The organism is Pseudomonas sp. GM48 (genome assembly GCF_000282335.1).
In the GTDB taxonomy this organism is placed as follows: Bacteria; Pseudomonadota; Gammaproteobacteria; order Pseudomonadales; family Pseudomonadaceae; genus Aquipseudomonas.
Genome location: NZ_AKJM01000050.1, coordinates 14220 through 39947, shown reverse-complemented (window position 1 = coordinate 39947; position 25728 = coordinate 14220). Strand labels below are relative to the sequence as shown.

General features: G+C 59.4%; 18 protein-coding genes. 9 read left to right on the top strand and 9 right to left on the bottom strand.

All coding sequences use genetic code 11. The features are described 5' to 3' along the window. Window positions 1–26: 26 nt before the first annotated feature. Window positions 27–1118: a VOC family protein gene (locus tag PMI28_RS19345; protein ID WP_007984997.1), complete on the bottom strand. Its 1092-nt coding sequence runs from the start codon at window positions 1116–1118 to the stop codon at window positions 27–29. Between the two features lie 86 nt (window positions 1119–1204). Further along, complete coding sequence (locus PMI28_RS19350) at window positions 1205–1819, bottom strand: TetR/AcrR family transcriptional regulator (protein WP_007984994.1); 615 nt, start codon at window positions 1817–1819, stop codon at window positions 1205–1207. Window positions 1820–2169: 350 nt separating this feature from the next. Between PMI28_RS19350 and PMI28_RS19355 the strand changes: the two genes are divergently transcribed. Further along, window positions 2170–3426: an NADH:flavin oxidoreductase/NADH oxidase family protein gene (locus PMI28_RS19355; protein ID WP_007984993.1), complete on the top strand. Its 1257-nt coding sequence runs from the start codon at window positions 2170–2172 to the stop codon at window positions 3424–3426. Here PMI28_RS19355 and PMI28_RS19360 read toward each other — a convergent pair whose 3' ends face one another. Beyond that, window positions 3427–4074 carry a TetR/AcrR family transcriptional regulator gene (locus PMI28_RS19360; RefSeq protein WP_007984991.1) on the bottom strand — a complete coding sequence of 216 codons (648 nt, stop codon included), beginning with the start codon at window positions 4072–4074 and terminating at the stop codon, window positions 3427–3429. A gap of 2 nt (window positions 4075–4076) precedes the next feature. Beyond that, complete coding sequence (gene mhpA, locus PMI28_RS19365) at window positions 4077–5735, bottom strand: bifunctional 3-(3-hydroxy-phenyl)propionate/3-hydroxycinnamic acid hydroxylase MhpA (RefSeq protein WP_007984989.1); 1659 nt, start codon at window positions 5733–5735, stop codon at window positions 4077–4079. 1731 nt (window positions 5736–7466) lie between these two features. Here mhpA and PMI28_RS19375 point away from each other — a divergent pair. Then, the gene (locus PMI28_RS19375; protein WP_007984984.1) at window positions 7467–7790 is read left to right on the top strand and encodes a low molecular weight protein tyrosine phosphatase family protein; all 324 of its coding nucleotides are present in this window, start codon (window positions 7467–7469) and stop codon (window positions 7788–7790) included. Between the two features lie 56 nt (window positions 7791–7846). Here the strand turns inward: PMI28_RS19375 and PMI28_RS19380 are convergent, their stop codons facing one another. Then, a complete protein-coding gene (locus PMI28_RS19380; RefSeq protein ID WP_033063208.1) occupies window positions 7847–9325 on the bottom strand; it encodes a DUF1254 domain-containing protein in 1479 nt (492 codons plus the stop codon). Window positions 9326–9804: 479 nt separating this feature from the next. Here PMI28_RS19380 and PMI28_RS19385 point away from each other — a divergent pair, with 479 nt between their 5' ends. From PMI28_RS19385 to PMI28_RS19395, 3 genes are all read left to right on the top strand, one after another. Then, window positions 9805–11163 (top strand): MATE family efflux transporter, encoded by a 1359-nt coding sequence (locus tag PMI28_RS19385; protein WP_007984980.1) that lies wholly within the window; start codon window positions 9805–9807, stop codon window positions 11161–11163. Window positions 11164–11384: 221 nt separating this feature from the next. Continuing rightward, on the top strand, window positions 11385–12056 hold the full coding sequence (locus tag PMI28_RS19390; RefSeq protein WP_007984979.1) for a phosphoribosyltransferase: 672 nt from the start codon (window positions 11385–11387) through the stop codon (window positions 12054–12056). A 137-nt stretch (window positions 12057–12193) separates the two neighbouring features. Beyond that, window positions 12194–12763, top strand: a complete 570-nt coding sequence (locus PMI28_RS19395) for a YceI family protein (RefSeq protein WP_007984976.1) — start codon at window positions 12194–12196, stop codon at window positions 12761–12763. 349 nt (window positions 12764–13112) lie between these two features. Here PMI28_RS19395 and PMI28_RS19400 read toward each other — a convergent pair whose 3' ends face one another. After that, window positions 13113–16505: an Ig-like domain-containing protein gene (locus PMI28_RS19400; protein WP_007984974.1), complete on the bottom strand. Its 3393-nt coding sequence runs from the start codon at window positions 16503–16505 to the stop codon at window positions 13113–13115. 509 nt (window positions 16506–17014) lie between these two features. On the opposite strand from PMI28_RS19400, the gene PMI28_RS19405 reads away from it, so the two are divergent. Continuing rightward, window positions 17015–17737 carry a GNAT family N-acetyltransferase gene (locus PMI28_RS19405; protein ID WP_007984972.1) on the top strand — a complete coding sequence of 241 codons (723 nt, stop codon included), beginning with the start codon at window positions 17015–17017 and terminating at the stop codon, window positions 17735–17737. 137 nt (window positions 17738–17874) lie between these two features. Here the strand turns inward: PMI28_RS19405 and PMI28_RS19410 are convergent, their stop codons facing one another. Continuing rightward, window positions 17875–18315 (bottom strand): hotdog fold domain-containing protein, encoded by a 441-nt coding sequence (locus PMI28_RS19410; RefSeq protein WP_007984970.1) that lies wholly within the window; start codon window positions 18313–18315, stop codon window positions 17875–17877. Window positions 18316–18478: 163 nt separating this feature from the next. Between PMI28_RS19410 and PMI28_RS19415 the strand changes: the two genes are divergently transcribed. Next, complete coding sequence (locus PMI28_RS19415) at window positions 18479–19099, top strand: TetR/AcrR family transcriptional regulator (protein WP_007984969.1); 621 nt, start codon at window positions 18479–18481, stop codon at window positions 19097–19099. Between the two features lie 298 nt (window positions 19100–19397). Here the strand turns inward: PMI28_RS19415 and PMI28_RS19420 are convergent, their stop codons facing one another. Further along, entirely contained in the window at window positions 19398–20528 is a 1131-nt protein-coding gene (locus PMI28_RS19420) for a DmpA family aminopeptidase (RefSeq protein ID WP_007984968.1), read from the bottom strand. A 168-nt stretch (window positions 20529–20696) separates the two neighbouring features. After that, window positions 20697–21800 (bottom strand): extracellular solute-binding protein, encoded by a 1104-nt coding sequence (locus tag PMI28_RS19425; protein ID WP_007984967.1) that lies wholly within the window; start codon window positions 21798–21800, stop codon window positions 20697–20699. 110 nt (window positions 21801–21910) lie between these two features. On the opposite strand from PMI28_RS19425, the gene PMI28_RS19430 reads away from it, so the two are divergent. Further along, complete coding sequence (locus PMI28_RS19430; protein ID WP_007984966.1) at window positions 21911–22684, top strand: helix-turn-helix transcriptional regulator; 774 nt, start codon at window positions 21911–21913, stop codon at window positions 22682–22684. A gap of 150 nt (window positions 22685–22834) precedes the next feature. Continuing rightward, a complete protein-coding gene (locus PMI28_RS19435; protein WP_007984965.1) occupies window positions 22835–25708 on the top strand; it encodes an RHS repeat domain-containing protein in 2874 nt (957 codons plus the stop codon). The last annotated feature ends 20 nt before the right edge of the window (window positions 25709–25728 follow it).

Genomic DNA, 25728 nt, shown 5'->3' with positions numbered 1-25728 from the left:
TTGAGTTACCCGACATGGCGGCAGCTCTACCCGAACATCCGCATGAGTGTTATCAACTTGCGAATGGTTAAGTCCGGGCTGCGTCGCAGGTTGCGGATCAGCGCACGCACATTGCTGAAGCTCATCCTGGGTTTGGTAAAGCTCTTGGGCATACGCTGCCCCCACTGCGCCATTGCCTCGGGACTCACGGGATGAATGCCGGTAGGCCGAGTGGCCGTGAAAATATCCCCGTCGCAGTAATGCTCGTGCTTATCGCCCCATGGGTCTTGCCAGTAATCGAAGATCTGACTGCCCAGAATGTGTCGGCCGATTCCCCATGAGTGCTCCCAGCCGCGCTCGCGCAGGACGCGCTGTCCCATTCCCACCGCGTCTGCATCGACGACTTCATAGGCGCTATGGCTATAGGTGGCCATGAACCCTTGCGCAATCGCGAGCGTATGGTGAGCCGTGGGAATGTCACCGAGATCAAGACGCATGAAAGTGACGATAGGCGTGCCGTCGGGGATTACTTGCACATCGCTGGGAATAAACCCGAAATGCTGTGTATACCAGGCACAGGTTGCCTGATAGTCAGCCACTTCGATCACGATGTGGCCAAGTCTCAGTACTTCAGGGGGAGCAATCGGCGGGCGCTGCGTGGCGTTGATTCGCGGTTGCTCGTGCGCCAGATTCCAGTGCAGAGGAGCTCTATGTGCCAGAGACTTGCCTGGAATCTGGTCGCAAACGGCTTCCACAATGAAACCGGACGGATCAGTCAGCCTGACGTAATGCCCTTTGCCAGGATGTTCCGACTGCTCTACCGATGACGCACCCGGGATTCGAGTGAGCTTTTCCAGATCCTCCAGAGACTGGACTGCGAGTCCGAACCCGATAAAACATGCATGGTCGGCCCGATGGACACGGTAACAATATGAAGTGGCGTCGGTGGCCCGTAGATAGAGCGTATCGGCGTCCTGCCGACTTACCGTCAGGCCGAAGTCGGTCAGGAAGCGCGCCGCCTCATTCAAGTCCGGCCTTTGAAAGATCAGGTGAGTCAGATCCTGGGCCTTCACCGTCGGCTGCGGATGCCGGGCGGGATGTTGTGTTGCCAGCCGGTGCAATTCGTTTTTGTTGTTCATTGTTCTTGTTTTCCGGGTTTTTAGGGCAAAGCTGTCCCGAACCCCTGAAAAACCAGGGGTGTTGTGTAGTTGAGTCAGTCAGGTGCTCAGTCGAGAGACGGAAGTGCCGGCAACTCTTTGGTCGCCAGCGCACGAGCCTCCTCTGGCGACACGCCCAATGCCCGCAGTACCAGTTCGGCGGTGTCAGAGCCCGATTCGCGCCACGTTCTGTGGCCTTCCAGTACCAGGAAAATCGAGCCCAGGACGCTGCTCGATATCAGCGTCAGTACTGAGAGCAATTGCTCCTGCGCAAACGTGTAGCGACCAGTGGAAAGCCCGCCCAGAAGATCCGTAGTCGCTTGGCTGCTAAACATTTCGCGCAACGAAGAATTGCTCATGGCGAATTTATGTATGAATGCGCCCCACTGGGAGTCTTCGTGCGCTCGACGAATGAAGAATCGAATGCCATTGGCAAGGCGCTGAGCCGGATCGGAGAGGGAGTTGAAGCTCTTGTTGACGCGCTCATGCATCTCCCTCGCAAGATGGCTGGCGACTGCCTCGAACAGGCTTTCCATGCTGTCGATGTTGCTATAGACCGTTCCGCGCGCCACTCCTGCCTCTTGTGCAAGGTCGAGAATGTTCACTTGTGAGGTGCCTCTTTCAGCGAACAGGCGAAAGGCGGCTTGATGAATGCGGCGCTGCGTTGGATTTAGGGATTCCACGGTTCTCTCTCCAGGATTACCTTGTGATCTGATTGAACACCTGTGTTCAGCTGGCGTCAACAAAGTTTTTCCGCTCAAGTACGCCAACCTCAAAAAAAACCGTTATACACCCGAAAAACGCAATGGTTGCTTGATGTACAGGATCAATGGAGGGCCCTATACATTGACACAGCTGAACACGCGTGTTCAGCTGTGTCGTGTTTGTGGCTCGCCTTCCCGGCAGGTCATCAAGCCGGCCCATCGATGTAAACCGGGACCTCAACAACTTGAGCAAGTACTGTTCGGACGGTGCTCAACGGTATGACCCTTAGCGATGGCTGGCCGACTTTTCATTAGCTGAAGGACAGAAAATGACCGGCTCAAAGCTCTTCAAACCGCTTCGATTGCCTAACGGCACGGTGATTCCAAACCGAATTGCCAAGGCTGCCATGGAGGAGAACCTTGCCAATGAGGATCACGCTCCTGGGGAAGCGCTGGTCAAGCTCTATCGGCGCTGGGCGGAGGGTGGGGTCGGTCTGATCATCACTGGCAACGTCATGGTTGATCGCCACGCCTTGACTGGACCCGCTGGCGTGGTGTTTGAGGACGATCGGAACCTGAAGAATTTTCGACTATGGGCCGATGCCTGCCGCAGTCGTGGAGCCCAGGCCTGGATGCAAATCAATCACCCCGGACGCCAGCTATTGGCATCCATGGGGCAGCCGGCAAGGGGCCCTTCCGCGGTTGCGGTCGATATACCCGGACTTTCAAAAGCGTTTGTGCCGCCCAGGGCTTTGGATGAGCAGGAGATCGAAGAACTGATTGGGCGCTATACCCAAGCGGCGGTGTTGGCAGAGCGTGCCGGATTCACCGGCGTGGAGATTCACGCAGCGCATGGCTACCTGTTCAGCCAATTCCTTTCGCCCTTGACCAACCAGCGTAACGACGGTTGGGGCGGGAGCCTGGAAAACCGCGCGCAAATTCTCCTGCGCACCATTGATGCAATACGTCAGCGTGTGGCGCCGATCTTTTGTGTCGCTGTGAAGCTCAATTCCGCGGATTTTCAGCGCGGCGGATTCGATGCCGAGGATGCAGCTCGCGTAGTGGAAATGCTTAACGCCAAGGCGGTCGATCTGGTCGAGTTGTCAGGTGGCAGCTACGAAAGCCCGGCAATGCAGGGGCAGACCCGCGATGGCAGTCGATTGGCTCGAGAAGCCTATTTTCTCGAATTCGCGGAGAAGATTGGAGAAATCGCGCGCATGCCGCTGATGGTCACCGGCGGAGTGCGAAGAAAGGAAGTCGCGGAGCGAGTGGTGAGCGGCTCGGTGTCGATGGTCGGGCTTGCCACGGCGTTGGCAATCGAGCCGACCCTGCCCAGAAAGTGGATGGCAGGCCAGGACACCGAAGTGGAGCCCGTCGTAGTCCGCTGGAAGAACAAGGCGCTGGCGTCGCTTGCAGTGGCGTCGTTGATCAAGAAACAACTTGGCTTGCTGAGCCAAGGGAAACGAACACGACCCGGGACGTCGCCACTCATGGCATTGATCTGCAATCAGCTGAAATCCCGACGCCAGGCGAAGCGTTATCGGCAATGGATTAATAACGCCTGTCAGATCAAGAAAGACATCTGATCAGGCGGGTAGGGGTTTTCCAGCGATCCTCCTGGCTCTGGCGGGTGTAACGCCCAGAGCCTGGAGAATCATTTCGGCGACCCGCAAATCGTGCCCCGCCACTGCACGGCCCTCGACAACGGAGCGCATTGCTCCGGTTGTGCACGATAAGACTAAATCCAGGGCGACCCCCTCGTCCTCATAAGCCAAAGTCCCCGCACGCAGCCCCTCACGCAGATCGCCAAGTACATGGGCAGCCAAACGCGAGCGCATTGCCTGGTCGAAATGGATGATGCGCAACAGCGCATTCGCCCATTGGTGGTCGGCAGCGGCCCGGCATACAAACATGCGAACACCAATCGAAAGCCGCTGCGCACCGCAATGCACGTCCGAGTTCATGACGGAAATGGCGTCAGAGAACTCGGTGGCCATGGCAATACCCACCGCTTCGAGTACTTCGTCGCGCGTTCGGAAATAGTTGTAGATGGTGCCGTTGGATACCGCAGCCTCTGCGGCTACCTCGAACAATGCAATCTCCCCCACCTCCTTACGTGCAATAAGCCGTAATGCCGCGTCCACCAGACCGCGACGGGTGCGCTCACGCTTCTTGTGGCCCCTGGTGAGAGGTTCTGGCGCAGCAGCTTCTAAAGGATGAGTGGGGGAATGCATGATCAGGCTCGTAATTTAATCGGCTCGTTGATGGTAATCGAAACGTTGTCAGGCGTGGCGTCATCGCTCATCAACAGGGCTCGGCAGTCTCGAAGGAGTCTGCTTGCCTCTGCGCCGGGGGCATGGTGCATGATGATACGGTCAGGACGAACGGCGACCAGCGTTCCTTTAGCCGCCAGCGGCAGGATGTCATGGTTCATGTCTTCGATGAAGTCACAACTGCCGCCGGAGCGTTGACCTCGGGGTCTGACCTCCAGGAAGTGGCCCCCTATCTTTTCCCAGGAAACGATCTGATCAGTGGTGAGCAGTGACAACGGGTCAACACCGAATCCAACCAGGGTCAGGTTGTCTCCCAGTGCGTCGTCGCTCAGTTTGATCTGCTTTTGCAGGGTACGAATCCAGGCTTGGGGAAACAGGCTGCCACGTACTAGCTTGTCACCCCGACGATGCGGCACGAACAGGCCGTGCTTGAAGGTGTTCTTCGGCTTGATATCCAGTTGCTCGAAGTACCTTCTGGTCGCTGGAGTCAGCGCCAGCATACGCATCAGGCCGTGGATGAAGAACGCCGCGATCCTGTTCTTGGGCATTACCAGGCGGCCCATGAGTTTTGCCAGATTGATCATCGCCTGGGCATGCGGGCGGCGTTCTGCATCATAGGTATCGAGTATCGCCGGCGCGGCATGGCCACGGAGAACCCAAGCCAGCTTCCAGGCAAGGTTGGCGCCGTCACGCAGGCCCGCTACGAGACCTTGTCCCACAAAAGGAGGGGTGATGTGTGCGGCGTCGCCGACGAGGAAAGTACGTCCCTTGCTGAATCGATTGCAGCAACGCGCGTGGAATCGATAGACCGCCTTGCGCTCGATTTCCAGTTCCTGCGGATTGACCCATGGCGCAATGAGCCGCGCGATGCTTTCCGGGCTTTCCAGCTCCTCCCGGGATTCGCCGGGCTGCAGCATGAATTCCCAACGCTCCCTGCCACCGGGGGCAGGCATGTGCGGCGTGGGCCGCCGTGGATCACAGATAAACTCGATGTGATCAATGGCTGACTGATGCCGGTTCCTGGCATCGACAATCAACCAATCCTCTGCATAGGTTTGCCCTTCGAACTCCTGGCCGATCAGTGCCCTGACTCTGGAGCTGGCGCCATCCGCTCCGATCAGGTACTGGGCGCGAACGGAATGCGGCTGCCCATTTTCATCCCGTACAGTGGCGACCACGCCGTCCGCGTCCTCAACCAGACTCTCCAGCTCGAAACCACCGAGGCTGGTCACTGATTTGAGACGGGAAACCTGGCCACGCATCGCTCGCTCAAGGTCGGGTTGATAGAACGTCACAAGCTTGGGATGGCCATCGATGCACCCTTGAGTATCGGCTCGACCGAATTGCCCGAGGACCGGAGAGTGCATCTTCACTTCAGGGATAACGATCTTCTCGAAAGCATCCTCCGACAATCCGGCGAGTTGCAGGATGCGCAGAGCCTCGTTGTCCAGAGCAATGGCACGAGGCATCAGTACGATTTCATGGAGCTTGTCCAGCACCAGGGTCGTGACCCCGTAGCGGCCGAGCAGCGCCGCGATTGTCGCCCCTACCGGACCGTTACCGACGATCAGTACATCGACGGTGGAGGAAGGCAATTCGGAAACTTTCTTGTTGTTGTTCATCTCGAGCCCTTGTTGTGATTGAAGTCGTGAGGCGCACAGGTCTCATCGTCAGGCAGGGTCAAGGTATGCAAAATTGAGAATAATTTCAATATTGATATTTTTGTCATTAAATTTGGGGCATTGAAAATGCCGTGATGAGACCGAGCGGGCGAGTCGAGGTGTCCGGCGCAACAGACCGCGTTCAGATCAAGGCAGCGGAGCTGGATGCCACCATCCACCGAGCCCGTCCGGTGATGCTGACTGTGCTGGCCGCGGTGCTTGCAATATCTTCATGGCTTTTAAAATTACGACGAGTGGTGGATAGATATCTGTCCTGCGCAGAATGCGTTCCGGGCGCAATGGGCCAAGGCAAGTCTGCGAGACGTCGCTGTGATTCCTGATGATTTCATTGCAAGGATTGCCCATGAAGCGCTTCATCCAAGGCGAATATCGAGGCCATTCAGAGATGTCTACGAAACTAGGGGCGATTCATTTCGATGAACCTGCATCTTAAGAAAAAACAAAGTCTGGAAATACAAAACACCCGCCAGTAATGGTTCGGGTGTTTGACTTGTATTTTTTTACTGTAAAAAAACCCCGCATCTCCTGGGGGAAGATACGGGGCAAAAAGTACACATGGTGAGGAGGGTCAGCCTCTTCAAATGCAGATTGGGCTGCATTCGAAGCATCCGTTAAGGTGTCACCTGTAACCCCACCTTGGTCAACCCCCTCGAAGTGCATTTAAGGCTGAGGGAGGGGAGAACAGAAATTAATAATTATCAAAAATAGATTAATGAGCGCCGATACAACATCGTTGATAGCGTCGATTCAATCGACCCACTGCCAAGGCAGCTAAGAATAGTGCAGCCGCTGCTTCCCCCACCATAAGCCCCTGAAAGGCCTGTCCCCCCCGCAGCTCCGAGTAGAAAGAAAGGTGCGACGAAAAAGGCAGAAGCGAGATGCGCGCAGTGGTTGGTGATGAGGTCGCGAGGTTAAGGCAGTTCTAATAAAAGTCTGTCTTCGCGGATAGGTAAGAAGTGTGGTGCATTTATCCGACCCTCCAATTTGTTCACGAACGCCAGGGCTTCTGCATAGCTGCGAAATTTAACGCACCACGCATTCATCCATACATTCCAGTATTCCGGCGTGCTCGCTTTCTCGATTTTTATCAGCATCTTGGAGTCCCTCCGTTTGGTGGTTTAGCTCAGTCTCGAACCTGGAAAAAACCGAATGCGGTGTTTGAACTTTCGTCTGCGTGTCCCGGTTGAAGATACGGGGGGAAACAGTAAGCAAGGTGGGAAGGGGTAGACTCCGTAGATGCAGGTTCTACCTTCGCTAACCTTCCTCCAGGCGCATTTAAAACGGATAAAGGGGGGTTGAGAAATTAATAATTATCAAAAATAAATCGATGAAAGTCGGGACGAATCAGACTGAACTTCGCCTTATGTTGGGATATTGGTCCCAGGTAGATTAAAACCATGTCTTTTCACACATCAAAGTCGGAAATGAGCCTCCAGCACCTGCGTCACCGTGCGAATGCGGTAATCGGCCATGGCTTGCAGTACTCGTCACGCGAGGACCGAGCTGCAAGTCACCCAAAAAACGCGGTATGCAGCGCAAATCAGGTCCTGAAGTTTCGAACCCATCGACCGCCACGACCCAAGGTAGAAGACGGCAGGCCCCATCTGATTCAATATCAGACAGTGTCCCGTTCCCACCTCGGGACACGAACACTGGTTGGAGTCATCCGATGTGAACGTTCTCTTCATCTGCAGCCAGAATCGACTGCGAAGTCCGTCGGCCGAGCAACGGTTCGCTGATTGGCCCGGCGTGGAAACTGCCTCAGCGGGTATCGACTACGGGGCTGTTGTTCCGGTGAGCCGTGAGCAGCTGCAGTGGGCTGATTTGATATGTGTGATGGAACCGATCCATCGACAAAAATTGATGGCGCGATATAGCTCTGAGCTGGCAGGCAAACGTATCGTCTGCCTGAACATACCCGATGAGTTCCAGTTCATGGAGCCTGCGCTGATCAAGCTGTTGGACGAGAGAGTGACGCAGTATCTACCTTCCTGAGAAAGGGCAGCCCCCCGGCAAATGCCGGGGGGCTGTGCGTTCTGGCGCGCCAGGTTCTATTTCGATACCACGATGCCTGCTGGCTTCCACGTTCCTTCGCCAGCCGGCAGGATCGAAGGCGGTGTCTCCTTGGGCCAATAAAGGCGCATCACCAGGTAGATCGGGCCGTCGGGGGCGGGCAGCCAGTTGCCTTCCAGCGCCTTGCCGGGCGAGTCCCGCTGAATGTAGAGGGTGAGCGCCCCGTCCTTGCTCTTCTTCATGCCGGGCAGCATGGACGAGTTCAGCAGATAGCGGTCGATCGGGTTCTTGATCAGGAGCTGCGTCTTGCCGTCGTACATGGTCACCGACCAGAAGGCGTTCACCGGTGGCAGTTGCCCGGCGGGGAAGGTGAGCGTGTAGTTGTGCTTGCTGCCGTCCAGTGGCTCGCCGAGCGCTGTTGTGCGGGTGATGGGATAAGTGGCTTCCACTGCATCGTTGCCATAGATACCGCCCTTGGCTGCGCCCGCGCGCATCAGCCAGTTACCGTTGTAGAAATGGCGGTCGCCAAAGAACGAACCGATGTTCCAGCCATTGACGTCCTTGAGTCCGCCGGACAACCACTTGTCCACCTTTTCGTGGCCTTCCTTCATGCCGAGCAGGACGGCAGCCTTGTGTTCAAGCGAGAGATCCTTGAACTCGAAGCTCTTGCCCGGCCCGAGGCCGATTCGTGCGATTCGGGCGCGAATCTCCCTGTCTTCCGGCGTTGGCGGCACGTACTGGAGCGCGGCATCGAGGTACTCGAAGAAGTTCTCCTTGATCCCCGCTGTGGTGGCCGGAAGGAAATTGACTACCGGCGATGCCGGTGGCGCCGGTTGCTTCAGAAATGCCGACAGCGGCTGGACTTTGTAGCCCGACTGCACCTTCATCACGTTCGGCATGTCCTTGGGACCGAAGAGCTGGGTTCGATAGCCAGCGATCGGGAAGGGTGTTGTCGAATGGAAGACCTTGTTGATGCCCGGTGGCGTGGAACCCTTCCAGTCGGGGCCGACCACCAGGTAGTTGCCCGGGCCGTTCCCCGTGGCGCGGCTGCCGATGTAGCCGAAGTTGTAGGTATTACCGTCGACCAGCTGCACTGCGTAGTAGCGCCTCTTTTCGACCGCCGGTACCGTGAGCACCATTGGCTCGGCACGCAGGTCCAGCCAGAGGAAGGAGTAGGGGGTGTCGCTGTTGGGGGTGACAACGGCCGTGTCCTGGTAGGTGAACACGCGGGGCTCGTTCTTGATCTGGTTGAAGGGTGCCTTGAACTGTGGGCCGCCCTTGTCCACGGCGTACTCATACATCACCGCATAGTTCATGACGATCGGCAGTCCGTAGATGAAGGCTTCCTCGGCGATGGCCTTCGTCTCGGTGAGACTGGGTGCGGCGATGCCCCTGGCTGCGTCGGCTTTCCCGGCCTGGGCCACGGGATCGTTCTGGTTGGCACAGCCTGTAACAAGAGCCGCCGAGGCGGCAGCGATTGCGATCCATTTCATGCAGGTTGAATATTCCGGTTTCATCATTGTGTTGCTCCTGTCACCACAGTCCTCTCTGCCTTGGATGTCCTGATCAGCGATTGGATGCGCCGAAGGTTCCAGCGGGTTTACTGCCGCTCAGGAGCATAGATCATTTGTCGGAAACAGCAGGCAACTGGTCCATGAAGCCCGGCGGGCGCGGCATTCGGCTGATGCCTGTCAGTTAAGTGTTTGAACACTGCAAACCTTGTGGGAGCGAGCTTGCTCGCGATGACGGTTGGACAGTCACACAAGGGGTGTCTGACAGTCCGCCATCGCGAGCAAGCTCGCTCCCACAATATCCGGGGCTTACCTGACTGGCATCAGGCGCATTCGGCGTCCGCTTTCGATTACTCCGTGGTCTGCGCTCGCAAGCATTTGCTGGAAATATAAACACAGACCTGAGATGTTCATTGCCCCCTGGTTTTGACTCACTGAAGCTATCGTCAATCAGCCCTCCCGCCGTCGAGATGGACCTCTATCCAATGCAAACCCCGAACCCTCAACGCCCCCTCTGGAAAATCTACCTGCTGTTCCTTGCCCCGATGGTCCTGTCGAACTTCCTGCAATCCATGTCCGGTACCGTCAACAGTATCTACATCGGCCAAATGCTCGGCACCCAAGCCCTGGCGGCCGTATCCGGCATGTTCCCCATTGTTTTCTTCTTCATCGCCCTGGTCATCGGCCTCGGTGCTGGCGCCGGGGTGTTGATCGGGCAGGCGTGGGGGGCGCGGGAGGTGCATCTGGTGAAGGCGATTGCCGGAGCGACGTTGTTGTTGGGGGTGTTGATCGGGTTGGTGGCGGCGGTGGTGGGGAGTGTGTTTGCGCGGTCGGCGTTGGTGGGGTTGGGGACCCCGGCGGATGTGTTGGACGATGCGGTGGCGTATGCCCATGTGATGTTGTGGATCATGCCGTCGCTGTTGGTGTTTGTGTTGTTCACCCAGTTATTGCGCGGGGTGAGCGATACGTTGTCGCCGCTGTTGGCGCTGGTGGTGTCGACCATTGTGGGGTTGGCGCTGACGCCGGCGTTGATTCGCGGGTGGATCGGGTTGCCGCCTATGGGGATTCAGAGTGCGGCGTACGCCGGATTGGTGGGTAACCTGGTGGCGATGGGGTTGCTCGCGTGGCGGCTGATCGGCAAGGGCCATCCGCTGGCACCGGACCGGGAGTTCTTTGCGGTGATGAAGCTGGACATGGCGATTCTCGGCAAGGTGTTGCGCATCGGTTTGCCCACCGGGTTGCAGATGGTGGTGTTGTCGCTGTCGGAACTGGTGATTCTGGCGCTGGTGAACCAGCACGGTTCCCAGGCGACGGCGGCGTACGGGGCGGTGACGCAGATCGTCAATTACGTGCAGTTTCCGGCGCTGTCGATTGCGATTACCGCGTCGATCCTTGGGGCGCAGGCGATCGGGGCCGGGCGCATCGAGCGCATGGGGCCGATTCTGCGCACGGGGTTGATGATCAATGTGTGCCTGACTGGTGGTCTGGTTGTGTTGGGTTACTTGCTGTCGCACTGGTTGCTGGCCTCGTTCCTGACCGAAGAGGCGACGCGCAGCATGGCCCGGCACTTGTTGCACATCATGCTCTGGAGCCTGTTGGTGTTTGGCTTCCAGGCGATCATCGGCGGCATCATGCGTGCCAGCGGTACGGTGCTGGTGCCGGTGGCGATTTCCATTGTCTGCGTGGTGGGCGTGCAGTTGCCGGCGGCGTATCTGCTGGATGCGAAGTTCGGGTTGCAAGGGGTGTGGATGGCGTTTCCGGTGGCGTATCTGGGGATGCTGGTGTTGCAGACGCTGTATTACAAACTGGTGTGGCAGCATCAGAAGATCGAGCGGTTGGTGTAGGCGGGACGAAGGGGGCGGATAATGCTATGCACTGAAGTTTGTGGCGAGCGAGCTTGCTCGCGTTTGAGTGCGTAGCACTCACAGGATTCGGTAATCGTTATCGGTTTTTTGGGGCTGCTGCGCAGCCCAGCGGGAGCAAGCTCCCTCGCCACAAAAGCTTTTGCTCCAGAGGGTAGGTTTGGCTGAAGTTCGCAGGCGTGATCGCCTGGGGAGGTTTTCGAATGAACCCCTTGTCCCATTTCATCCTGCAAGACCGGCCCGCGGCCGGGCGGCGTTTGATTGAGCCGCTGCTGTCTTATGCTAACCGACCCAATGTGATTGTTCTGGCCTTGCCCCGTGGTGGCGTACCGGTGGCTTATGAGGTGGCCACGGCGCTGAAGGTTCGCCTGGACCTGATGCTGGTGCGCAAGCTCGGCGTGCCGTCCCGTCCGGAGTACGCCATGGGCGCGATTGCCAGCGGCGGTATCCAGATTCGCAATGAAGAGGCACTGCGGGCGCACCCGATTGATCGCGCCGCGTTCGACGCCGTGGTCGAACGGGAAACCCGCGAGCTGCTGCGCCGCGAGAAGGTCTACCGCGGCACGCGGCCGTCCGTGCAGCTCAAGGATCAGGTGGTGATCCTGATCGACGACGGCCTGGCCACCGGCGCTTCGATGATGGCGGCGATCCAGGCGCTGCGGGTGCAGGCACCATCGCGCATCGTGGTGGCGGTGCCGGTGGCGCCGGTCGAGACGGCGCAGGCGCTGCGCGGCGAGGTGGATGAGCTGGTTTGCCCGCTGCAGCCCGAGTGGTTCACTTCGATCGGTCATTGGTACATGGATTTTTCCCAGACCCCGGATACCGAGGTGATCGAGCTGTTGCAGCGGGCGTGGCAACGCGAGGAGTGCGGGTAACGCGGGCGGCCATCGACAGGTGGTCGCAAAACAACGCCTGAGGTGGAATAAACCCCCGTAGTTTGCTTTAGTCCATTTGGTGCCACCCTTCGTGTGCGGCACGCCAACTCAAGACGGGAGCCCTCCCGGAGAGTGCCATGAACCTTCGATCCGCGTGTTTCGTCGCTCTGGCCGGTACGTTTGTGTTCGGCCTTATGCCGTTCGCTGGAGCCGTGGAATACAAGGAAGTGAACGCCAAGGCCAGTACATTGAGTTTCACCTATGAGCAGATGGGTTCGAGAACCTACGGCACCTTCGGCAAGTTCAAGGCCAAACTGGACTTCGACACCGATGACCCCGGCGCCGCCCATGCCGCGCTGACCATCTACCTGAAGAGCATCGACGCCGGCAGCAGCGACGCCGATACCGAGCTGCAAAAGCCGGCGTGGTTCGACACCGCGACTTATCCGGTGGCGACCTTCGAGTCGACGTCCATCAAGGCCCTGGGCAATAACCGCTACACCATCACTGGCAAGCTTTCCCTGCGGGGGCTTACTCGCGAAGTGAGTGTACCGGTGCTGCTGAAATCGGAGAGCGCCATTGGCATCTTCGAGGGCCAACTGGTGCTCAAGCGTGACGACTTCAAGATAGGCGAGGGCGAGTGGGCGGACAGTGTGGTGTCCAACGAGATCAATATCCGCTTTCGGATGGTGGCGCCGCAGCGGTGACTGGAGACCTCAATCGCCCACAGTGGTTTTGTGTCGTACACGGGATTTGTGCTCGACACTGGTCTATGGTGGGAGCGGGCTTGCTCGCGAAGGCGGATTCATAGCCGACGACGAGGGTGGCTGACCCTCCACCATCGCGAGCAAGCTCGCTCCCACAGTGGTTTTGTGTCGTACACGGGATTTGTACTCGACACCGGTCAATAGTGGGAGTGAGCCTGCTCGCGATAGCGGCCTGACAGTCAGCGCAAATGCCAGTCGATAGTCAGTACCCCCCCACGGCACCACCGTACGATCCACAAAAAAAAGCGCCCGGTCCACATTGCATGGACCGGGCGCCGATCACTGCGCTCTAGTGCACTGGCACCGTCACGGTTCTGCCGAAGGCCGATGTGACGGTCGCCGTCGCACCAGGCGACGGGCCACTGCCGACGGTCGTCACCGCTATATTCCAGCGCGCGCCTGTAGCCGTAGGCGTCAGGGTGGCGGCGCCAAGGCTCACCGGACCGGATGTGGTCGTGACAGTCGCCGTGATGGTATTGCCCGTGCCACGCGTGGTGGTGCCGGACAGGACCCAATACCAGCGATTGTTGCTGCGGGCGATGACGGTAGCGCTGGTGACGATCAGGTTCTCGACAACCACTGCCCCGACCGCCACGGACACCGTCGCCGGTGCCGATTCCGCACCCTTGGCATCGGCGGCCTTATAGACAAAGGTCGCGGTGAACGGCGTGAGGACCGAGGCCGGTCGTGTGTAGATCACGCGCGTACCATCGGTGCTGACCACGCCCTTGCCGGAGTCCGGTTGCTCCAACCCCACCACTTTCAGTGGCACATTACCGTCAGGGTCGGTGTCGTTGGCCAGGACGTTGATGGTCAGCGGTTGGTCGTTGCTGCTGATGGCGCTGTCGGGGTTGGCAATCGGTTTTTGGTTATCGCCGTCGTTATTGGCACGGGTATCGCCAGTGCGGAAGGTTGGCAATGCGGAGGAATTGACGTAGGTGACGCCATCCCAGCCGGGCAGGGGCGCTGGCATCAACTGGAACTGGCCGGGGTGCTCGATATCCCAGCGCAGCAACATGGACGTGTCCTCGTGCTGGGTGTTGTGGCAGTGCTCCATGTAGGTCCCGGCGAATTCCCGGAAACGGACCGCCATTTCCACATCCACCGAGCTGTCGATGCCCTCGCCGATGCGATAGACGTCCTTGCGTGCCCATTTTTCCCATTCCGGCGGCGGGTTGCCATCGCGGTGGAGGATGATCCCCTCTTCGAAGTGCACGTGCACCGGGTGGTTCCAGCCGTTGCCGCCGCTCTTGATTTTCCACACCTCAAGGGTGCCGTCGCCGGAGAACCCGGCAGGGGTCGGTCCGTTGGCCAGTTGCGGAGCGGCGCTGATGATTCGAGTGTCCATGGGGAAGCCGAATTGACCACCGTCGGTCTTGATCGTCCAGGGTTCTTGGTCGGTGCCGTCGGAGCGGCCGAAGATGAACTCGCGATGCCGTGACACCTTGAGCTTGGCCTGCACCACCGGATCATCGCGGTTGAGGGTCAGCGGGATCATGGTCTTGCCGGCCGGCTTGCCCGGTTTGGCGGGTTCGTAGTCGGCGGGGTTCATGCTCACGTCCTGGCCGGTATAAGGCTGGACCACCATCTGCATGAACTTGCCCACCGCCGGGTCGCCGCCGTCCCATTCCAGCCCTTTGCTGCCCTGCTTGAGCACCGCCTTGTACGTCCCGGACAGCACGTCGGCCAGGCTCAGCAGTGTAGCCTCTGGCCCCTTGCCGTCGTGGTGCTCCATCAGGTTGACGAAGTACAGCTTGTCGCCGGTGTTGATCCCGTTTTTCGCGAAGTTGACGATGATGTCGTAACGCTCGGCGATGCCCATGGTGGGCAGGATGGCGTTGTGGTTCTGCAGGTCGCCGTTACCTTCCAGGTCCATGCTGCCGTCGAACGGCACAGCATGTTCCATAAGGTTGCCGTCGTTGGCGATCAAGTGGAACGGCACGCGGGTATAAGACACGCCGGAGCCTGCCGGCCCGGGGAATTCGCCGCCGGTGCCGGCGACTTCACGCACCAGTGCGATCCTCAAGTAGCGCGACACCGAGCCATTGAGGATGCGGAAGCGATAGCTGCGCGCCCGCACATTCAGGCGCGGCTGGTACTGCCAGTTGACCAGGATCTGATCGCCGAGGAAACCGTCGGTGTTGAACGGGTTGAACCACAGTTGGCCATTGGCGTCCCAGGCCTTGTCGGCCACCATCAGGTTGACGTCATAGTCGCGGTTGCCCCAAGGCAGCGCCGAACCGCTGGGCAGGCGCAGGTTGACGCCGTCTTCGAAGGCTTCGTTACCGCGATCCAGGGCGCTGTAGTAGTTCATCATCACCGCGTTGCCCTTGTAGACGTTCTGCGCGGTGAAATCGACCATGTGGTCGTGGAACCAGTGGGTGCTCATGGTTTCACGCCAGTCGCCACGGATCTTGATGCTGCCGTTGTTGCACGTCTTGAGGCCTGGAGTGGCATCGTTGACGAACAGGGTTTCGCCAGGGGCGCAAGGGAACGCCGCACGCGGATCCTGAGCGCTGGTGTTGATGGTGTCGTAACCGGCCAGCTGGATCGGCCAGCGATAGTCGTAGTACTGCCCCGGAAAGAAAAACGCACCGGCAAAGCCATCGCTTTCGGCCGGGGAGTGGCCGTTGTGTTCGTGGGTTGTAATGGTGTGCAGGCCAAACCCCATGTTGGCCGCTGGATCGATCGGCAGGGCGTTGTAGTGGCGCATCAGCGCGGCTTGACCGTAACGCACCATCAACAGTTTTGGTGGAAAGGTGCCGTCGAAGGTCCAGAGCGCCTTGTGGTTCTGAATCGGCATGTTGGGGTGAAAACGAACATTTATGCCTTGGGTGGTGCCTGTTATGACCGGGGTGCTCGAAGTCTGGTTGTAGAGCCCGCCAGGCCCGAACTCACCGACGGCGTAGTTGTGCAACTGTCGGCGGTCGCGCATGCCGCTGTTGAGCTGGGCGCCCGCTTGAGCGGTTTTGAAGCCGACCTGTGGGTAGAACTCGTTCCAGCGCTGGTGCGACCAGCCTTTTCCTGGCGGACGACCTTCGGCCGGCGAGCCGACCGGATGGCGGTTGAGGAAGGCTTCGATCTGCGCTTTCCACGGGTTGCGGTCCAGCACGTTGGAATACTGCGACGGAAACGGGTACAGCCCCGGCTGGCGCATGAAGGCTACCAGCGCCGTGGGCGAAGGGCCGCTGCGGGCGATGTTGTTCGGGTCCTGCGTGGGCGCCGGGCCGACGAGCGGAACCGGGAAGGTCAGGGGCGGTGCCGGCAGTGTCGGGTCGAGTTTTTCCGTGCCGAATTCTTCGAACAGCAGCAGTTGCTGAGTGTACGGCTGGGCCCCGAACAATGGGCTGGGCTTGCCGTTGGTGGGGATCTTGAATGATGTCTGCAGGGCTGGCGGCAGCACGTTATCAGTCGTTGGCGTGGTGAGGCGGGTGCCATAAGCGCCATTGGGCAGGGCGATGGCGCCCTGGTTGACGGGTGGCATGGCCCGTAGGGCAGCCGCCGCGGCATCGAGGTCGGCCGGCGGGTTGCTAAACGCCGAGGGGTCCGTCGGTGGTGGCGGGCCGAAATCATCTAACGGTACGGCATTGGCGGTGCCGATGCTGACGTTGATCAGCAACACAGCGGCGATGCCCGGTTTTCGGAAAAAACCGAGCGACTGGAGGTCAGGCATTTTTTTCATGTTGTTCCCCTCGGGGCGCGCCGGTGTGGCTGACGTTCGCATTTCGCTCAATGCAAGAGGTGCGCCAATCGCGGGGAGATCGAGGGAGACAAAAACCTGATTGATATCAAAAGACTGGCGGTTAGGACTTTAGTCGTAGTGGCCTAGTGGGTGGGAATCCTCACAGTTGGGGGGCTTTACCCATTGATTCCCCCCCATTCACACCGCAGACCGTTGTAGTGGTGGATGCTATCGCGAGCATGCGAGCTCCCACAGAAGATCGAGGAGTGGGCAAAACCGCAGTCCCCTGTGGGAGCGAGCCTGCTCGCGATGAGGCAACTACATCCAGCACAAATTGTGCCTGAGTCACTGCTGTCAGCCTCGAAAACGCAACGCCTCCAGCCGTAAGGCAAACGCTGGCGATGTGCATGGCTCATGAATAGGGGGGATGTCTGTCCATCACCCTTCGGACCGCAGGTGTCAGGCGCGCTATGATAGGCGGCCCTTGCCTCACGGAGCCTGTCACCGCAATGCCCCTGATCAGCCATTTCAAGACCCCGTGCCCCGAGCACATCAATAGCCAGATCCTGCAGATGGTGGTCGACAACCTGACCGACATCAGCATGGTCGCGATCCCGCCCAGCAACTTGCTGTACAACCTCTATCAATACGCGATCGGCTATGAGGTGCATCTGTATCTGGAGGCGCTGAATGGTGAAAAGGGTATTGCCGTGGAGTTGATCGTTGCCACTGACGAAGACGATCCGGAAAAGGTCATTGGCTTTCTGTTGTACCTGCCTGTGCAGGATGACCCCGAGGCTTGCGGCGTGGCGTACATGGCGGTACAGGCCGAATATCGGCGCCAGGGCGTGGCCCGACGGATGCTGCGGGAAATGGTCGGCCGTTATCCCCATGCCGAGCTGACCTGCGCGGTGGCCAAGGTGCCGTATTTCGAGGCGATGGGTTTTCAGGTGGTGGGCGTGCGTGCGACCCAGGTGTTGATGAACACCCGCGACCACGCCACCGATGGCTTGATGGCGCTGCTGGATGTGGCGTCGATCTACAGCTCGCTGGAAGTGCGGCAGATTCATACCTACCTGCTGCAAAAGCACGGCAAGCGGGCCATGACCGATGCGGAAAAACAACGCGACCGGCATCTGGACCAGTTGACGCGCAAGGCCAATGAATTTGTGCGGGCGCGGTTGGGTGACGATGCGGTGCCGGCGTCTGGCCCCCGGTTGCGCCTGGTCTGACCGTGTTCAACTAAACACCACAATTCCCCTGTGGGAGCGGGCTTGCTCGCGAAAGCGGTGTGTCAGCCAACATTGATGGCGACTGACACGACGCCTTCGCGAGCAAGCCCGCTCCCACATTTAACTGCGGGCAGCGTTTAGGCGAGCTTCACATTCATGGTGATCCGCGCCGTGAACACCTTCTTGCCTTCGGCATCGTGAATGTCCACCGGCACGATCTTGTCGCCTTCAGTGGTCCAGTCCACTGCTTCCCCCGCGGCCACCGCCGTCACATCGCTCTTGGCCTTGGCCAGGTATTCGACGGTCATGCCTTTGGGAATCCAGCGTGCGCCGGCGGGAATGGAAACGTCGGTCATCATCCCGGCGGCCAGTTCGGCGGCATTGCACATGGCAATGGCATGCACCGTACCCAAATGATTGGTGATCTCCCGGGCGAACGGTACGTGCACGGTGGCAGAGCCTTTGCGCAAATCCTGGACCAGCGGGTTGATGGTGGAGAAGTAGGGCGCCACCTGGCAGGCCATTTTGCTGAACCCTTCTGGCCCTGCGCTGTTGAACATGCTGAGGAACTGACTCATTTTTTTGCCTCTTGAGGATGACAGTTTGCAGAACAATATTCCGTAACAGAATATTGTTCTGTGACGGAACAGTATTCTGTCGATGAGAAATCTGTCAACCTGTTGCGACTTACCCGTTGGCATTCGCCAGCGTCCTCATGATTGTTCTGGACTGTTTTTCAGCATGGAAACCGCCGACCTGCTCGAACGCTGCTACCCCGGACGACGCGCCGAACTCAAGCGCGACATCTTCAGAAAGGCCCTGTGCCTGTTCAACGAACAGGGGATCGAGGCCACGACCATCGAAATGATTCGCGCCGAATGCGATACCAGCGTCGGCGCGATCTATCACCATTTCGGCAACAAGGAAGGTCTGGTGGCGGCGCTGTTTTTTACCGCCCTCGACGATCAGGCCCGTTTGCGCGACAGCTACCTGGCTGACGCACACACCACACAAGCGGGGGTGCACGCGCTGGTGCACAGCTATGTGGATTGGGTCGATAGCCAGCCGGAGTGGGCACGGTTCCAGTACCACGCGCGGTTTGCCGTCACCAAGGGGCCGTTCAAGGACGAACTCGCCACCCGCAACAAGACGCGCAACAAGCAGTTGCTGGAGTGGCTGGGGGCACACGGTAATGAGTTGGGGAATTTTCCGGCGGAGTTGATACCGTCGCTGATCGTCGGCCAGGCTGACAGTTACTGCCGCGCCTGGTTGTCGGGCCGGGTCAAGGGCAGCCCGAAGGCATACCGGGACATGCTGGCGGAGGCGGCGTGGCGTTCGCTGTGCATCCCCCAACCCCAATGAAAATCCCCCCCTGTGGGAGCGGGCTTGCTCGCGAAGGCGTCGTATCAGTCGCCATAAATATTGACTGACACACCGCCTTCGCGAGCAAGCCCGCTCCCACAATGAATAGTGTTGGTTTTCAGAGGCAAAAAAAGAGCCTCAAAGCTCTTTGATGGGGAGGAAGAGGAGCCGTGAGGCTCAAGATGCGCGTGAAGCAGGCGGTGAGCTTGGTAGGGGTTCAGTGCACTCACCACCTACGCAGCGGTTTGAGTCAACAAACGGCTGCGCAAGTTCATCGTAAAAAGACCGAGTGTTTCACTCAAGTACCACTAGTCGCATCCCCCGGCCAGCCAGCGCTACGCAACGCCTTGAGCAACGTTTCGACATCCAGCCCCTGCACCGCGTGCCCGTTGCCTTCGGCGGTGTCGGCGGCGAGCAAGGCATTGATGATGGCTTCTTCCACGGCTTCGGTGGCGGCCAGGAACAGCTCGCTGATGTGGTCGTTGTTGACCATGCTCAGGTTGTCGGTGGTCGGTGCTTTCTTGCTCTCATAGGCGGCCGGCGGCACGTGATCGTTACCGGTGGCGAAGGCGATGAAGATGTCGCCGCTGTGGTCTTCATTACCGCCGCCGGTGCGGGCCAGGCCGAGGCTGGCGCGTTGGGCCAGGCGCGTGCACTGGTGTGGCAGTAACGGCGCATCGGTGGCCAGGCAGACCACGATCGAACCCATGCCCGGATGGGGCAACGAGGCCTTGAGGAACGGCGAATCGACCTGTTCCATGTAGCGCCCGACCGGATACCCGTCGACGCGCAGTTCATGACGGATGCCATGGTTGGCCTGGACAATTGCCCCCACCGTCCAGCCACCCTGGGCGTTGTTCAAGCGTCGCGACGCGGTGCCGATGCCGCCCTTGAATTCGTGGCAGATCATGCCGCTGCCACCGCCGACATTGCCTTCGGCCACCGGGCCACCCGCCGCCGAGCGCACGGCTTGGGCCACGTGTTCAGGCTTCACGTGAAAACCGTTGATGTCGTTGAGCAGGCCGTCGAAGGTTTCCAGCACCACCGGCATGTTCCAGTAGAGACGCCCGTCATCGGCTTGCTGCTCGCGATCGAGCACGATCAGCGCATCGCGAACCACACCCAGGCTATGGGTGTTGGTGAACGCGATGGGGCTGGTCAGCAACCCCGCTTCGCGAATCCACTCCAGCCCCGTGGCATCGCCATTGCCGTTGAGTACATGTACGCCGGCAAAACAGGGTTGCTGACTGGTGGAACCGGCACGCGGTTCGATGACGGTGACGCCAGTGAGGATGTCGCGGCCATTGGCTGTGCGGCCTCGTACATCGCTGTGGCCGACTCGCACGCCGGGGACATCGGTGATGGCGTTGAGCGGGCCGGGTTGCAGTTGGCCGAACGAGATATTCAGGTCGCGGGCGCGTGGTTTCATGGTTTTTCTCATCTTCAATTCGTGGCAGAAAAAAGGGGGTATTTCGGGCACCGTACGTCCCCTGTGGGAGCGGGCTTGCTCGCGAAGGCGGAGTGTCAGTCGCTATCAGTTTTTGCTGATCCACCGCTTTCGCGAGCAAGCCCGCTCCCACAGGGACATGCGGTGTGTTTATTGACCGTTTTTGACCTTGCTCCAGATCCGCGTGCGCACACGCTCGGTAGCCGGCGGCAAAGGCTGGAGGGTAAACAACGTGGCCATGGCTTCCGCTGGCGGATAGACGGCCGGGTTACTGCGGGTCGCTTCGGCGACCAGCGTCGTGGCGCTGCGGTTGCCGTTGGGATAGTTGAGGTGGTCGCTGACCGGGGCGATGACTTCAGGGCGCATCAGGTAGTCGATGAACGCCATCCCTTGTTCCGGGTGCGGTGCGTCCTTGAGCAGCACCAGCGTGTCGAACCACACCGGCGCGCCTTCCTTGGGCAGGCTGTAGGCGATCTTCACGCCGTTGCCGGCCTGCTCGGCGGTGGCCTTGGCTTCGAGCATCGCCCCGGACCAACCGACCGCCACGCAGATGTTGCCGTTGGACAGGTCGCTGATGAACTTCGACGAGTTAAAGTAGGCAATGTGCGGACGCAGCTTGAGCAGCAGCGCTTCGGCTTTCTTGTAGTCCTCGGGGTTAGTGCTGTTGGGTGGCAGGCCGAGGTAGTGCAGGGCGACCGGCAGCATCTCCGACGGCGAGTCGAGCATGGCCACGCCGCATTCGCCGAGCCTGGCCAGGTTCTCCTCCTTGAACACCAGGTCCCAGGAATCCACAGGTGCCTTGTCGCCCAGCACTGCGCGCACTTTGTCGATGTTGTAGCCGATGCCGTTGGTGCCCCAAAGATACGGTACGGCGTACTGGTTACCCGGATCGTTGTTGGCCAGTTTCGCCAGCAGATCGGCGTCCATGTTCTTGAAGTCCGGCATCTGCGAACGGGGCAGTGGGGCGAGGGCGCCGGCCTTGATCAGCGTGGGCAGACTGAAGTTGCTCGCCACCACCACGTCGTAGCCGCTGCGACTGGTGAGTAACTTGCCTTCGAGTACTTCGGCGCTGTCGAAGGTGTCGTAGACCGGCGCGATCCCGGTGTCACGCTTGAAATCCTGCAGGGTGGTGGGGCCGATATAGTCGTACCAGTTGTACACGTGCACGGTCGGGGCTTCGACGGCAAATGCCGACAGCGACACCGCCAGGCAGGCGCCAAACCCCAGATTGAAATACAAGCGGTGACGACTCATGATGCGGCACTCCTGGCCTGTTGCGGCCGGTGGTAATCAGGAGTTTGCAGCGTATCGACCAGGGTGACCTTCACCCATTCCCATCATGGGTTACTCAAAAGGGGTAGTGCGTGGACGCGTTGTTGAAAGAGTTGCCGGTGCACCAGGGGCTGGCGCGGGTCTTCACGGCGGTGGGGCGGGACGGTTTCTGGCGTGCGCTGGTCGATACCCTGCGCTTGCTGGTGCCGCTGGACAACGCCCTGGTGGCGCTGATGCGCCCGGGGCATGTGCCGCGCCTGCTGATTGATTTCGATGCCAATGGCAACCGCGATGAGCAGGAAGAACTGGCGGACTACAGTGCCGGCATGTACCTGCTCGATCCGTTCTATCAAGCCGCTTGCGCAGGCATTGCCGACGGTTTGCACAGCCTCGAATCGGTGGCCCCCGACCAGTTCCAGCACAGCGAGTATTACCTGAGTTACTTCAGCGCCGTGGTCGGTGGGGACGAGTTGCAGTTCATGGTCAACGTTGACGGTGCCGTGCTCGGCCTGTCCCTCGGACGTGCTTCACGCTTTAGCCTTGAGGAACAGGGCCGCCTGCTGTGCATGCGTGACTGGGTGCTGGCAGCGATGCGCCGACACCTGGATTTGCTGCCGCCTGAAGGGCCGGCTACCGAACCACCGGCCGGCGATCTGGCGACCTTGCTCGATCGCTTCGACGCACGCCTGACGCTGCGGGAAATCGAAACTGCGCGCCTGATTCTCCAGGGCTTCTCCAGCAAGGCCATCGCCCAGCAAATGGGCATCTCCCCGGAGACAGTGAAAGTGCACCGGCGCAACCTCTATCACAAGCTCAACGTGAGCGGGCATGGCGAGTTGTTTGCCTTGGTGTTGCAGCCGCGTTGAATCGCCTGCCCTGCGTCTCATCCGCTTGAATGGAAAAAGCTTTGCCCACCATGGTGATGTCAAAGACGCTCAACTGTAACTTCTTACAGTTACGGTCCGGCGAAAAAAGGCCCAGTCTGTCCTCAGTCAGAACGAAGGGCTGTCAACGCCATGAACCCTCACGCCGCGACACCGACGCTGTCGGTCATCGACCCGCGCACCCTGGCGGTTCGCAACGTGGGCTATTGCCGCCATCCCGACAGCCCGGTGATTGACCCGCGCATTACCCGGCAACGCTTTGACGCGGCAGGCCGTTTGGTCGAATCCTGGGACCCGCGATTGTGGGGTACGGCGCCGAAGCCGAACTTGATCACGCTCTACGGCCTGAGCGGTCAACCGTTACTGACGGACAGCGTCGATGGCGGATGGCAGTTGGGTTTGCCGGATCAGGCCGGTTCGCCTTGTTCCTTCTGGGATGCACGAGGCAGTCAGCGCCGCACCGGGTTCGACGCACAACAGCGACCGATCGCCGTCATGGAACAGGTCGCTGGAGAAGCGCCTCGGGTAGTGGAGCGACTGACCTACGGTGATTGCGCTCCAGCGTTCGCCGAGCGCAACCAGTGCGGGCAGTTGATCCGCCATGATGATCCGGCTGGAGTTCAAGTCTTCCTCGCCTACGGGCTTACCGGTGCCGTGCTGGTTGAGGATCGACGTTTTCTCGCTGATCTCGAAACTCCTGATTGGCCTTTGGGCCTCGATGAGCGCGATTCATGGCTGGAAGATCGGTCGTTCATCACTCGCCACGCCTTCAACCCCGGTGGTGAGCTTCAGCGTCAAACCGATGCGATGGGCAATGTTCGCACCGTTGGCTACGACAGGGCGGGCAAGTTGAGTGAGGTCTGGCTTCAAATGGCCGGTGAGGGCAAGCGTCCGCAACGGCTGGTCAGTGCGATCCGCTACAACGCCCAGGATCAGATCGAAAGCGAAACCGCCGGCAATGGCGTGCTGACCCACGCCGAGTATGCGGCCGATGACGGCCGGCTGCTCAGGCTGGTAGCGGCAGTCGGCAATCAAAAGCCGTTGCAGGAACTGAACTACGTCTACGACCCGGCGGGCAACATCGTCGAGCTGCAAGACCTGTCTCAAGCCGTCAGCCATTTCAACAACCAGCGCATCGACCCGATCAATCGCTACCGCTATGACAGCCTGTATCAACTGGTCGAAGCCCGGGGTTGGGAGGTCAGCCAGCCGAGTCATGGTCCGACGCTGCCGACACTGCTGCCCACACCGCTGGACCCTAATCAACGGCGTAATTACACCCAGTGCTTCGAGTACGACCGGGGCGGGAATTTGATTAGCCGCCAGCAGAGCGATGCGCCCAGGTTTTCGATGTTCACCTCGACACGAAGCAACCGGAGCCTCGGGCAGCGCGATGATGGTTCGCTGCCGGGCGAGCCCGAAGTCGCCTTGGGTTTCGATGCCTGTGGCAATCAACAGGAACTGCAACGTGGTCAAGCCATGACCTGGGACAGCCGCAATCAATTGCACCAGGTCACCTTGGTCAAACGTGAAACCGGGCCGGACGACTACGAAGGCTACCGCTACGACCGCCCCGGTCATCGCCTGCGCAAAGTGGGGGTCGCCCACAGCGGCGGTCGCACCCTGTGCAGCGAGGTCCGTTACCTCCCGGGTCTGGAAATCCACCGTCAGGCCGATGGCGAAGAACATCACGTGATCAGCGTCGAAGCCGGGCGCAGTAGCGTGCGGGCGCTGCACTGGCCCCAAGGTACTCATGACGATCAATTGCGCTTCAGCCTCAGCGACCACCTCGGTTCCAGCACCCTGGAACTGGACGATGAGGCGGGCGTGCTAACCCAGGAACACTATTACCCCTTTGGCGGCACGGCGTGCTGGGCGGGTAAAAGCGCATTGGTAGCGAAGTACAAAACCATTCGTTATTCGGGCAAGGAACGGGATGCGACCGGGCTCTATTACTATGGCTATAGGTATTACGCCCCTTGGTTGCAGCACTGGATTTGTCCGGATCCGGCGGGGGAAGTGGAGGGGCCCAATCGCTATGCGATGGTGGGTAATAACCCGATCAACTTCGCTGATCGATTCGGATTAAACGGAGAGCAGGTTACGGGTACCCAGATTTTGGGAGGGGTTATTCTCATGTTCTTGCTGACCTTGACCGGGGCCGGGTTGGGTTGGTTGGCGGGCAATGCCATGACAGGTGCCTCAGTCGGCGCCCTGTTGGGTGGAGCGCTGTTCGGGATTGTGCGAACGCACGAGTATCTACAGTTACGACCAGAGGCTGTGGCCGCCAATCAAGACGTAGTGGAACGGCAGTTTGGGGAGGACATTAAAAATCTGGCCACCAGCCTGGCGGCGAACGAAAGCCTGACACAGGAGGAAACTACAAAGTTTTCGAGCTTTGCTTTTGAACACCGTAATGCCTCGGGAAGTGATGGGGTGGTCCTTAGACTTTTCCATTCGCAAACAGGAAAAATATTTGGCTATACAGGTCCCGAAGGCAACGTAGACAAGGCATGGCGCGTCCTTAGCACGGAAAAAAATCCGGTTCGAGGGCTAAAGCGGCTTGGCTACAACACGCTGCTGGTTCGAGATACGCCGAAAGAGCAATCATCCACTGAACAATCGCCCTATGTTGAATCATTTGAGGTAGAAGGTGCCTCTGTCTCGAACATGCGCAAGGCCGGTAAAACGTCACAGTCCGGCACGAGCTCGGTCGCATCATCAATGGCGCCGAAATCAGTTCAACACTGGGAAATTGATACTCACGCGGTGGATTCAATCCTGGGTAATTCGTCTGACCCGTGCCACAAGAGTGTTTCCTCAACGATCAGCAGTCTGCGTGAAGGCCGCACTGGAGCGCTCAGTTGGCATCGCCATCACGACGGTTTGTGGTCTGCGGATCTGCGAGGTTTTCCTGGAAGTACCAAACGGGGAGTCCACCGACTTATGTTGAGCCACCAAGGTGGTGTTCATTACCGAGTCGAGGGCATACGAAATCCGCATTAGTAGTGTCCAGGCTGTGATCT